At 37.3% G+C, this 11395-nt stretch carries 11 protein-coding genes, 1 tRNA gene and 1 pseudogene; 12 read left to right on the forward strand and 1 reads right to left on the reverse strand.

Going from position 1 to position 11395, the window contains the following annotated elements; genetic code table 11:
• Positions 1 to 123: 123 nt before the first annotated feature.
• Positions 124 to 324: a hypothetical protein gene (locus CP363_RS06035; protein ID WP_013085922.1), complete on the reverse strand. Its 201-nt coding sequence runs from the start codon at positions 322 to 324 to the stop codon at positions 124 to 126.
• A 141-nt stretch (positions 325 to 465) separates the two neighbouring features.
• Between CP363_RS06035 and CP363_RS06040 the strand changes: the two genes are divergently transcribed.
• The 12 genes and pseudogenes from CP363_RS06040 to CP363_RS06100 all read left to right on the forward strand — a co-directional run bounded on the left by CP363_RS06040 (position 466) and on the right by CP363_RS06100 (position 11349).
• Positions 466 to 1338 carry a metallophosphoesterase family protein gene (locus CP363_RS06040; RefSeq protein WP_098036002.1) on the forward strand — a complete coding sequence of 291 codons (873 nt, stop codon included), beginning with the start codon at positions 466 to 468 and terminating at the stop codon, positions 1336 to 1338.
• Between the two features lie 447 nt (positions 1339 to 1785).
• On the forward strand, positions 1786 to 2412 hold the full coding sequence (locus CP363_RS06050; RefSeq protein WP_013085924.1) for an IS607 family transposase: 627 nt from the start codon (positions 1786 to 1788) through the stop codon (positions 2410 to 2412).
• Positions 2413 to 2416: 4 nt separating this feature from the next.
• Positions 2417 to 3736: an RNA-guided endonuclease TnpB family protein gene (locus CP363_RS06055; RefSeq protein WP_089143388.1), complete on the forward strand. Its 1320-nt coding sequence runs from the start codon at positions 2417 to 2419 to the stop codon at positions 3734 to 3736.
• A gap of 193 nt (positions 3737 to 3929) precedes the next feature.
• Positions 3930 to 4746 (forward strand): annotated as a pseudogene (locus CP363_RS06060) (PTS transporter subunit EIIC).
• A gap of 367 nt (positions 4747 to 5113) precedes the next feature.
• Positions 5114 to 5785, forward strand: a complete 672-nt coding sequence (locus CP363_RS06065) for an SLAP domain-containing protein (protein ID WP_005724342.1) — start codon at positions 5114 to 5116, stop codon at positions 5783 to 5785.
• A gap of 161 nt (positions 5786 to 5946) precedes the next feature.
• Positions 5947 to 7011: an SEC10/PgrA surface exclusion domain-containing protein gene (locus tag CP363_RS06070; protein ID WP_089143386.1), complete on the forward strand. Its 1065-nt coding sequence runs from the start codon at positions 5947 to 5949 to the stop codon at positions 7009 to 7011.
• A 75-nt stretch (positions 7012 to 7086) separates the two neighbouring features.
• A complete protein-coding gene (locus CP363_RS06075) occupies positions 7087 to 7662 on the forward strand; it encodes a histidine phosphatase family protein (protein WP_005720898.1) in 576 nt (191 codons plus the stop codon).
• Between the two features lie 6 nt (positions 7663 to 7668).
• Positions 7669 to 8259, forward strand: coding sequence for a histidine phosphatase family protein (locus tag CP363_RS06080; protein WP_098036003.1), 591 nt, complete (start codon positions 7669 to 7671; stop codon positions 8257 to 8259).
• Positions 8260 to 8327: 68 nt separating this feature from the next.
• Entirely contained in the window at positions 8328 to 8987 is a 660-nt protein-coding gene (locus CP363_RS06085) for a putative quinol monooxygenase (RefSeq protein WP_098036004.1), read from the forward strand.
• Positions 8988 to 9034: 47 nt separating this feature from the next.
• A complete protein-coding gene (locus CP363_RS06090; protein WP_057726149.1) occupies positions 9035 to 9721 on the forward strand; it encodes a glycerophosphodiester phosphodiesterase family protein in 687 nt (228 codons plus the stop codon).
• 252 nt (positions 9722 to 9973) lie between these two features.
• Positions 9974 to 10045, forward strand: a tRNA-Gln gene (locus CP363_RS06095).
• Between the two features lie 131 nt (positions 10046 to 10176).
• Positions 10177 to 11349, forward strand: coding sequence for an aminotransferase class I/II-fold pyridoxal phosphate-dependent enzyme (locus CP363_RS06100; protein WP_089143502.1), 1173 nt, complete (start codon positions 10177 to 10179; stop codon positions 11347 to 11349).
• The last annotated feature ends 46 nt before the right edge of the window (positions 11350 to 11395 follow it).

Consider the following 11395-nt stretch of genomic DNA (forward strand, 5'->3'; position numbering starts at 1 on the left):
AACCCTTCTTTTTTTGTTATCTAATTTCTATTTACACAAGAATTTATACTGAACCAAAAGAAAATCAAAATAAGTAAAAAGGTGGAAGAAACACACTAGGCTTGGAGTTCTTCCACTTTTTATTTATTCAGTGTAGATAATGATCATTTCCTGCCATTCATTGCTTTCGCCGATGTTGCGAAATTCAAGCTTGAATACCCTGGCGTTTGGATGTTTTTCTTCCCAGCTAGAATAAGCATCAGATGGCATGTCTTCAGTTGATTGATATTTGAAAGAATCAACGTGTAAGTTCTTGGCATCAATTGCATTTTCTTCATTAAACATTGCAATCACTTCTTTTCATATCTATTGTAGCCTTTTTTTGCCGGAGGTTAATTTTAGGATTGCATAGAAAAAGAACCAGTGTACATCTGCTATAATTAAGAAAAGAATGTTAGTTTAATTTAGCCCATGGGGTAGTATGAAATGAAAAAAATTATCAATCGAACGCTGTTGGATGATCGAGTGAAGGAGAACTATATCTTCATTTCTGATATTCATGGCAACTTAGAAACCTTAGACTTAATCAAGCAGGCAACAGCAGATTTTCCAGAAGCACAATTAGTTGCGGGCGGTGACTATGTTGATAGCCGCGAGCATGTGAAGGAAGTATTGGATTATTTAATTGAACAAAAAAGCGAAGGAGCAATCGTACTACTGGGTAACCATGAGCAAATGTTACTCAATTTTGCGGAGAAGCAGGAACATCAAGATGGCATTTGGTTTTATAACGGTGGTGGCAAGAGCCTAGTTAGTCTGTTTGGCAGTACAGTTTTGCCTGATGAGTTGCGTGATAGTGAGTATTATCGCTTTCTAAAAGGCTGTCCTATTATGTATGAAACGCCACACTTGATTTTTGTTCATGCGGGTGTGCGGCCAGATGAACAGTATAATGATCCGGAAACTTACTCTGAGATAGAGTATGGCTTGAAATTTGACTATGATTTTTACCGTATTTGGGCACGAGATAAGTATTGGTATTTCGATTCCTTATTGAAAATGATGGCTCATAACAAAACGGGCAAAACAATTGTGACTGGTCATACGCCAACAGCTGCTTTAGAAGGAAAATATGATGATGGTCGACAAATGAGGCGGCTATCAATTGATGATTGTATCGTTAGAACAGTGCAATACCCAGGTGAGCCAGCAAGAATTTTTACTGACGGTGGTTCACATTCTGATCCATTGATTTATCCACATAATGATGGAAATGTTGTAGTGCTAGATGGCATGGGTAAAATAGTCCGTGTTTATAACTGGAAGCATCCTCACGGTACAAGATTTGAAAACCAATAAAAAAGGCATCCCTTGCGGACGCCTTTTTTCGATTTAGAGATCAAAATTTGCTTAATCTTCGACTTTCTTGGCTTCGTTCATAGCCTTCATGATTGAAGGGTTCTTTGAATGACAATCTTTGATCATTTGTAAATCTTCTTCGCTTAACTTTACTTCGTATTTAGCCATAACTTCATTTCCTCACTTTATTCTTATGATTACATGTAAACTATAGCACTTACAGACATAACTGCAATATTTTTCTTGGTAGATTAATATTTCTGTGAAAATAGTGGTAATAAAATTGCTTTCATTATATTATTGATTAGATAGGTATATACCAAAGAAACACGAGCTTATTTTTAGATTGAAGATAAATAACAAATCAAGGAAAATATATTATAAAATGTTACTATAGTGTTCTAATATGTGATATAATCTCATCGTAAGGCGGTGAGATTATTTTTTATGACTGACTATTCTAATCGAATTATGTATTTAAAAGAAGCTGCTGCTTATGTTGGCAAAGCTCCTTTTACCCTTCAAAGCTGGGATCGTGCTGGCAAGCTAAAAGCGCACAGAACCGAAAACAATAGACGTTTCTACTATCAATCAGAGCTTGACGCTTATTTAGGTATTAGACGTGACCAAGCTGATCATCGAAAAACTGTAGCCTATGCAAGAGTTTCTTCTAATGGTCAAAAAGATGATTTGCAGGATCAGATAGCCTTCTTAAGGCAGTTTATTAATGCCAAAGGTATTATTGCGGATGAATTTATTTCTGATATTGGTTCAGGTCTAAATTATAAGCGTCCTAAATGGCTTAAGCTGATCAAGGAAGTGGATCAAAACAGAATTAAAGAAATCTACGTTACTTATGAAGATCGGTTTATCAGATTTGGCTTTAAGTTCTTTCAAGAATTCTGCTCTTGGCATAATTGCAAGATAATTGTGCTTAACAACGAAGATACCTCGCCAGATAAAGAAATGGTTGACGATTTAATCAGTATTATCCATGTCTTTTCTTGTCGCTTGTACGGCTTAAGAAGATACAAGAAAAAAATACAGGACGACCCTGCTTTAAAGAATAAATAGGTCTATGAATAAAGAGAAAGGCGGTGAAATTATGTCTAATTATTATATTAAAACCCGCAGCTATGAGGTGTTTGCAAGCAAAGCAATGAAAAATATCTTAGACCGCAATTGCGACTACCGCAGATATTGTTGGAATCAAGCTTTGGCTTTATGGAATGATTTGTATTCAGCGCATCAAATCTATGACAAGATCTGCTATACTACTTTCACTCCTAAAAAGAATAAGAGAAGCAACAAGCTAAAGATCATCCAAAAAGATGTTCATTTAAATCCTAGTCCTAATTGGCGCTTAGTTCGTGACAGGCTGGTTGAAGAAAAAGAAGATTGGCAGTTTGCCTATTCTGCTCACTTGCTTCAACTAACAGTACAAGACTTGGGCAAAGCTTGGAAGAGCTTTTTCGATAAAGCTCAGCCTGATTGGGGCAAGCCTCACTTTAAATCTAAACGTGCCCCCAGACAAGGCTTTAAGAGCGATCAGGCCAAGCTGATTGATGGCCGGCTGTTCTTGGAAAAGCCACAAGGCTTAAAGAAAGATTGGGAGCCGCTTATTCTGTCAGAAAAGCCAATGAATTATCCTACTGGAGTCATGAGCTTTTATCGTGAAAATGGACGTTATTTTGTGTCTATCCCATATAAGATTCCAAAGCAAAAAATAGATAGGAAAGCTGATACCGGAAAGGCAACAGGAGTTGATCTTAATGTGGGTCATTTCAACTATCTTGGCGGAAATAAAAGCATCCTGCCTAAAAAACTTGAGCAAACTTATGAAAAAATAAAGCATTATCAAAGACTGTTAGCTAGAAAACGTGAAGTCAATGGAAAAGAACAAGCAATGCAAAGCAAAAAGTACTTGAAGACGAAAACCAAGCTTCAAGCGGCTTATCAGCGTGCTTCAAATATCCAAAATGACTTAATGCAAAAATTTACCACTATGCTGGTTGATAATTATGATTCGATTGTCATTGAAGACTTAGATGTCAAAAAGATGATGATGAGCCATGTTGCCTCAAAAGGAATGCACAGATCAATGTTTGGCAAGTTTAGGCAGGTTTTATCTTATAAATGTGAATGGTATGGCAAGAAACTAATCGTAGCCAATAAACTGTATCCTTCAACTCAAAGGTGTGCAGTTTGCGGATTAGTCAAAAAAGGCGATGAAAAGGTCACCCTTTATGGCAATAAAAAGCACGGCACTAAGCATAACGAATTTATTTGTTATAATCCAGCATGTTCAAACTATAACAAAAAAGTTGATCGTGACGAAAACGCCATGCTCAACTTAACAATTTTGATAAAACATCCCGAATTAAATAGAGCATTATAAATAAAGATTATGGGCGAGGCTACGTCCGATAAAGAAGCCAAAAGAGTTGGTCAATGCGATTACTCCCAAGTTGGAATATCGGAAAACCGATGAAGACGTTGGTAAGAAGAATAAAATGCACGAAAGTCCAAAATGTATTCAAATCTAAATCAAGGAATACATTTGCATATATTTTTCATAGCAGGGAATTATTATGGCTAATAGTAAATCGAGCGGAGGTTTGAATGCGTTTGGTAACAAACACATTATGCCTGTAGCAGCTAAAATAGGCAGTTTTAAACCTTTAATTGCTGTTCGTGACGGTATCGCTATGGCTATGCCGTTAATTGTTGTAGGATCATTATTCATGATCATTAATTCATTTCCAGTTGCCGATTGGTCTGATTGGCTATCAAAAACTGCTGTTCATGGTATAAGCCTGGCACAGATTTTAGCCAAGATTACTAATGGCTCCTTTGGGATCATGGGCTTAATTGCAGCTTTTGGAATTGCTTGGAGTTATGCTAATCAATATAAGACAGATGGTGTTTCTGCCGGAATTGTTTCTGCATCTGTATTCTTCATTTTGACGCCAAGTATTATGAGTGGAGATAAAGTTCCAGTTGAAGGCTTCCCTTACACTTACTTAGGTAGTAGAGGATTATTTGTAGCTATTATCTTTGGTCTCCTAAGTGCATGGATTTTCCAATGGTTTATTAATCATAATATCCAAATTAAAATGCCAGCTACTGTGCCACCTGCTGTAGCTAAGAGCTTTTCAGCTTATGATTGCGCCAATGGTAAATGCGATTACCACTTATTGTGCAATGAACCTAGGCTTAGTTCCATTATGTAATGGGACTGTAATTCCTTGGACAATGCCGCCAATTATTTCAGGTTTTTTGGCAACAGGCAGTATTGCGGGCTCAATGTTGCAAGTAATCAATATTATCTTAGACATTTTGATTTACCTGCCATTTATTGTGGCACTTAATAAACGTCAACTTATAGAAGAGGATAAGGCAGAATAATAGAATAAATTAATAAAAAATTTGTGAGAATTAAAAAAGAAAGAGGAAACTCTTTCTTTTTTCGTTTTGCAAAAGTGTTTCAATATATTAAATGCGAACAAGCTTTTGCACATAGCAAATAAAAATTAAAAATCGCGTTAAATGGCGATCTGATGCGGTTTTGTATCATCTAAATAAATTTACATAAATATTACAATTGTTACAATTTTGTCATAATTTGCAATAGTTTCTTAATCTGCAGGTGATATTCCTGTTATAGTTCTGCAATTTAAGCAAGGTAGTATATGCTGTGTCAATTGAATGAGACGGACGAATAAGGTGAAAATTCGTTACTTATGACTTTTAAAATTTTAAGGAGAGAATTTTTTTGAAAATTAAATCTATCTTAGTTAAGTCAATTGCAGTAACTGCTTTATCAGTTACAGGTTTAGTAGCAGCTAATAACAACACTAATACTGCTCAAGCTGCTATTGTAGAAAACGATACAGATGTTGTAACAGTTAAGAACGTTTCAGACAACGCAATCACTGTTTACAACAGCTACAAGAATCCAGAGGCTACTGGCCAAACTTTGGCAAGCAACACCTCATGGAAAGTAATTAAGACTGCTTACGATGCCAAAGGTCACAAGTGGTATGACTTAGGCAAGAACCAATGGGTTCGTGCTAAGTATGTAACTCGCGGCTACCACACTCAAGCTGCTGTGACCCAAGCTCCAGTACAACACCAAACTCAAACTGAAAATACTAATTCTGCAGCAACTACTACTGTAGCAAATAACACTAACACTCAAACTACTACTTCAACTGTAAGTGGTTCAGAAGCTAGTGCTAAGGAATGGATTGCCGGTAGAGAATCTGGTGGCTCATACGGTGCTTCAAATGGTCAATACGTTGGTAAATACCAACTTTCAGCTTCATACTTGAATGGTGACTATTCAGCAGCTAACCAAGAGCGAGTAGCTGATAACTATGTCAAAGGTCGTTATGGCTCATGGACTGCTGCTAAGGCATTCTGGCAAGCAAACGGCTGGTACTAAAAATAAACCTCTTTTCAAAACTAAATAAAATCAAACTAACTTAAAGGAGGCATGCTGTCAAAATGATAGTGTGTCTCTTTTTGATTTTTTTAATTAAATAGATACGATATAATTTAAATAACAAATATTAATAATCAAAACATACAGAAAGTGGAACAGCTATGAAGCAAAAATTAATTGTGACTTTGTTGACTAGTGTTTGCCTGATGGGGACGGCTAGTGTAATACACGAAACGACACCACAAACGGTTCAAGCAGCAGTTAAGGGAAAAGTTCAGGTTAAAGGAACTAAGAAAGTTAGACTTTATACAAATAAGGGCAAGAAGTCTAAGTATTATGCTGTAGCTAAAAGAGAGTATTCTTATTCTGCTAAAAAGTATTTAAAGCTGGGCAAGAAAAAATATTTGGCTTATAAGATTGGAAATAACTCTCAATGGTTATTAGCTAAAAATGCCAAACTCGTTAAAAAGACTGCTGCAACGCAGAATTATGTAACAGCTACAATGAAGATGCCGAGCGGCTATACGAAAGCTAGTTTATTGCAAGCATATAAGGGGAAGCCAAGTGCTAGTTTTATTCAGGCTTGCATGAAAGGAATGGAGCAAAACAACTTTTCACGTGTTAGCTCAGGTGAAAGCAAAGCCGATCAAAAGATGATTAATCCTGCTGATCTTTCCGCTAGTGAGCAAAAAGAACTGGCAGAATTCTCTTTGCGCCTAATTAATAGTGCTCGTAGTCAATTAGGTTTGAAGCCGTGGGTTTATAGTTCTGGAGTAGAGTCCTTAGCTAATTCAATTGCGCAAGAATACGAGCAAAATGGCAAGAGTATCAAAGATGGCGATCACTATGTTGCCGGAATTGTACGGGCTTGCAAAAAACATGGCTTAGAATTAAACGATAATTATGTCGAAGATATGGCTGGTTTTTCTACTAATAAGAAGATTATGTCTATGGCTGAAATGAAGCGGAATATTTACTTTGGCTTGAAGCAAATGATCTTTGGCTTTGCAGGAGCTGGGGAAAATCAGCGTAATGATAAGAGCCTTTACCGCGAATGGGAGCATGCCGGTGATTTATTTAATACACAGGGCTCACGTCATGATGGGGACTACAATTATTATGGCTTTAGCATTTCCAAGACTGGCAATATTTACTCAATGCACTTCATTAGTGTGCCAAGTTTTGTTGTAAATTCGAGTGAATACAACAAGAACTTCAAAATTTAACGAAAAAAATATGAAAGCACGCACGACGCGTGCTTTTTTGATAAGATAAAGGAAAAACGATTTAGCGAGGAAAATATGACAAAAACTTTATATTTAGTCCGCCATGGACAAACTTATTTTAACTATTACCATAAAGTTCAGGGACGTTGTGATTCACCATTGAATGAAAGAGGCATCCGCCAGGTTGAAATGGCCCGCGATTATTTTAAAAAGCAGGGTATTCATTTTGACAAAGCTTTTTCATCAACCCAAGAGCGTGCTTGCGATACTTTGGAAATTATTACTGATCATCAAATGCCTTATACGCGTTTAAAAGACCTGCGAGAAAAATGTTATGGCATTTTTGAAGGTCGTGATGAGTTCTTATTGCCTTGGAATTATAATAATCCTAACGTAGACCCAACTATGGAAAAAGACGAAGACGTTGTTGCTAGAATGCACCGTGCGGTAGTCGAGATTTTAAGCGGCTTAGAGGATGGTCAAACTGCTTTAGTTGTAGGACATGGTGATATTTTAGCTAAGTTTGTGCGCGATGCTACCGAGAATAAGAACTTTGGCGGTTTTGGCAATGCTTCAATCGTGAAGCTAACAGTTGATGGTAAAAAGATCCATTTTGATTCATACGTGTGGCCAGCAGAGGGTTTAAAGTAAGACGAAATGGCAATTAATTTATATTTAGTCAGACATGGTCAAACTTGGTTTAATAAAGGACACCGCATGCAGGGAAGCTGTGATTCAGCGCTAACACCATTAGGCATTAAGCAGGCGGAAGCCGTACGGGATTATTTTCAAGATCAGAGAATTAATTTTGCTAGAGCATATTGCTCACCCCAAGAAAGGGCAAGTGATACTTTAGAGATTATTGCTGGGCCTGAGATGGAGTATGTTCGATTAAAGGAATTAAAAGAGAAAAGCTATGGCGCTTTTGAGGCACGCAATGTGCTACTTTGGCCGCTGCATCGTTTGGGTAAATTTCGCGTGGAAGATAATCATGAGGTAGTTGAGCGAATGGAGCGCGGGATTAACTTGATCATGCGAGATGCACAAGATGGCGATAATATTTTAGTTGTTGGTCATGGCGATAGTTTGTCGCAATACATTAATGAAAAAACTAACCATCGTGAATTTTTAGGTCTGCCCAATTGTTCTTTTGTGCAGCTAACTAGCAATGAAGGCAGTACATTAGAATATGTACGGACTGAATGGCCAGCTAAAGCGGTTAAAATTGATCAAATAACTGGTGAATAGGGGCTTTTATTTTTCTGCATTAGTTTATAATGATAGGTGTGGAAAGATTATAGTATGAGGCAAGAAAAATGGATGAAACACCAATTTTTAGAATTACTAAATTAAATATCAAGGAAAACGATCGCGGTGAATATATCCGTGAAGTTGAAAATAACATGCACAACTCAATTCCAGCTGAAGAAGGAACTTTGTTAATTGGAAGCGCACATGACGATGCTCATGGTGAAGACAACTATGAGATTGAATTGTTCCGTAACAGCTTGGCAGAAGATTTGCACATTGCAGCAGATCATGCCGACAATTTTGCGGAAACCATCGACAAGATTTCCACAGACAAAGAAGTAATCGAATTAAAGCCCGAAGTTATTACCACAAAGGCTCATGATGCTTTGAATGATAACGCGGATCATTTTGTAATGCGCTTAGTTAAAGTTGAAGTTAAACCAGAAGATGCAGAAAAGTTTGCACATGAAGTTAAGAAAGAAATGACCACCAGCATGGCTGCTGAACCAGGCATGGAAATTATGATGTCTGGAGTCAATAAGAAGAACGAAAACGAATGGTACTTCGTTGAAGTTTACTTTGATGACAAGGCTTATGACGCTCATATCAAGTCACCACAATATGTTGAATACATTGAAAATACTGATGGAATGGTGGCTAGAAGAGATGTTAAGGATCTTGTACGTGATACTTTAGCAACTCAAGGTGCAATCGTATTAGATTAAGTTAGAGAAGGGATGCCGCGAGAGCGGTATTTTTTTATAGGTGAAAAATGGGTCAGACAATTGTATTTGCTCATAGAGGACTGCCGGTGAAATTTGCGGAGAATTCTTTGCAAGGATTTAAATATGCGGTAGAGCATGGCGCAGAAGGCGTGGAATTTGATGTGCATTTAACTAAAGACAAGGTGCCAGTAGTAATGCATGATGAAAAAATTGACCGCACAACTAATGGCACGGGTTACATTAAGGACTATACCTTAAGTGAAATCAGGCGATTTCGTTTAGCTAACGGTGAACCGGTACCGATGTTAAGTGAATTATTTGAAATTCTTCAGGGACAGGATTTGTATGTTAACTTGGAATTTAAGACTAACAAGATTCATGATGAGGGGATTGAAGCCATCGTTTTAGCGTTAGCACAAGAATACCATTTTGTGCATCCCATTATTTTCTCTTCCTTCAATTATCAAACCTTAAAAAATTGCCAGCGAATTGATCCCCACCAACAATATTGCTTTTTAACCAAATGGCCGGTGCCGTTTCCTGAACAGTTTGCGGCTAAGAATCATTTTGCAGCGATCCATCCGCATTGGTATTTACCTAGCAAAGTTACGCAAAGAATTTGGACAGTAGATAAAGTAAGCATAGCAAAAAGGTACTTTAAACTTGGTGTAGCTGGAATTTTTACCAACGACTTTGAATTAATGAATAAGGTTAAGAAGTCACAAAAGTTATAATCGTAAACATAATGGGCATGATTATTATAATCGTAATAATAATGTTTACGATTATAATGTAAAAAAACAAATTAATTTTATAATTCATAAAAGAAAGATTCAGTATCCTTCGAGCAAATGTAGGTATTTTGAAAAAAACAAAACTTTTTTGAATTTTTTCTTGCTATTTTTTCTTCATTCCCCTATACTAATATCTGTTGGGTGATCGAGAGGTCATTCAAATAGAACCAATCAAGTAAAAGGTTTGAAGATTGGGTTATAGCCAAGTGGTAAGGCAATGGTTTTTGGTACCATCATGCGCTGGTTCGAATCCAGCTAACCCAATAGGTGAGATCAAGCGGTGAGCTTGATCTTTTTTGTATTTAAAATTGAAAATGCTTTGACAAGAAACGAATAAGTGCTTATATTTAAGCTAACTTTGATTTTGCTCTTATTTACATTATGAGGTGACTAGTATGGTTGACTTAACAAAGCATATGAAAAAGGGATTAGTTGAACAAAAGCCAGGCCAGATTTTAGCTTTTGCTGCTTATACCAGTAAGATACCAAATATTGTCAAGTTTACGGTGGGTGAGCCAGATTTTAATACGCCTGAGCATATTAAAAAAGCTGCCCAAGAAAGCATCGCTAACAATCATTCCCACTATGCACCGTCTAATGGTACACCGGGATTGCGTCAAGCTGCAGCAAAGTTTTTAGCGGAAAAATATGATCAAAAATATGCTGCTGATGAAATTTTGATTACGAACGGGGTTACGGAATCTATATATGATTTTTTAACTGCAGTCATTAATCCGGGCGATGTAGTTTTAGTACCAACGCCGATTTTCCCACTGTACATTGGGGATGCACAATCGATGGGAGCTGAAGTGGTACAGCTTGATACTTCAGCTGATGATTTCAAATTAACGCCGCAAAAATTGCAGGCAGCATTGGACAAGTATGGTGATCGCGTTAAGGCGCTTGTCATGAATTATCCTACCAATCCAACAGGTGTGATGTATTCACAAGATGAACTTGATGCCTTAGCAGATGTTGTTCGAGATAAGCCGGTTTTTGTTCTTTGTGATGAAATTTATAGTGAGCTTAATTATGATCAGCCACATGCTTCGATGGAAAAGACTTTACATGATCAAGTTGTTTTAATGAATGGCGTGTCAAAAGCTTGGGCAATGACTGGCTATAGAATCGGTGTGGTAGCTGCGCCTAAGCCGATTTTGGATCAACTGGCTAAGATTCACCAAGCAATCACAACGACGGAACCAACGCCAATGCAGGATGCAGCTGAAGAAGCACTAGGCAATGGAATGAACGATGCACAGCCGATGAAGAAAGAATTCCAAAAGCGGCGTGATGTGCTTTATGAAGGATTAACCAAGTTAGGCTTTGAATGCGTTAAGCCTAAAGGTGCCTTCTACATTTTTGCCAAAATTCCAGCAGGCTTGGAACAAGATGATACCAAGTTTATTTATGACCTGGCTGAAAAGGGGCATGTTGCTGTAATTGCGGGCTCATTTTTTGCTAAAGGTGGAGCAGGATATATTCGTTTGTCTTACGCAACGTCGATGGATCAGATCAAAGAAGGCTTGAAACGACTAGAAAAATATGTCGCAGAAAATAAGCAATAAGTGCAAATAAAAGGGACCGATGTTATGTATCGATCCCTTTTGAAAT

The organism is Lactobacillus sp. UMNPBX12 (assembly GCF_002553955.1).
GTDB lineage: Bacteria > Bacillota > Bacilli > Lactobacillales > Lactobacillaceae > Lactobacillus > Lactobacillus crispatus.

Coding starts and splice junctions, on each gene's coding strand:
- CP363_RS06035 (WP_013085922.1), bottom strand. CDS start 324: ATGTTTAATGAAGAAAATGCAATTGATGCCAAGAACTTACACGTTGAT.
- CP363_RS06040 (WP_098036002.1), top strand. CDS start 466: ATGAAAAAAATTATCAATCGAACGCTGTTGGATGATCGAGTGAAGGAG.
- CP363_RS06050 (WP_013085924.1), top strand. CDS start 1,786: ATGACTGACTATTCTAATCGAATTATGTATTTAAAAGAAGCTGCTGCT.
- CP363_RS06055 (WP_089143388.1), top strand. CDS start 2,417: ATGAATAAAGAGAAAGGCGGTGAAATTATGTCTAATTATTATATTAAA.
- CP363_RS06070 (WP_089143386.1), top strand. CDS start 5,947: ATGAAGCAAAAATTAATTGTGACTTTGTTGACTAGTGTTTGCCTGATG.
- CP363_RS06075 (WP_005720898.1), top strand. CDS start 7,087: ATGACAAAAACTTTATATTTAGTCCGCCATGGACAAACTTATTTTAAC.
- CP363_RS06080 (WP_098036003.1), top strand. CDS start 7,669: ATGGCAATTAATTTATATTTAGTCAGACATGGTCAAACTTGGTTTAAT.
- CP363_RS06085 (WP_098036004.1), top strand. CDS start 8,328: ATGGATGAAACACCAATTTTTAGAATTACTAAATTAAATATCAAGGAA.
- CP363_RS06090 (WP_057726149.1), top strand. CDS start 9,035: ATGGGTCAGACAATTGTATTTGCTCATAGAGGACTGCCGGTGAAATTT.
- CP363_RS06100 (WP_089143502.1), top strand. CDS start 10,177: ATGGTTGACTTAACAAAGCATATGAAAAAGGGATTAGTTGAACAAAAG.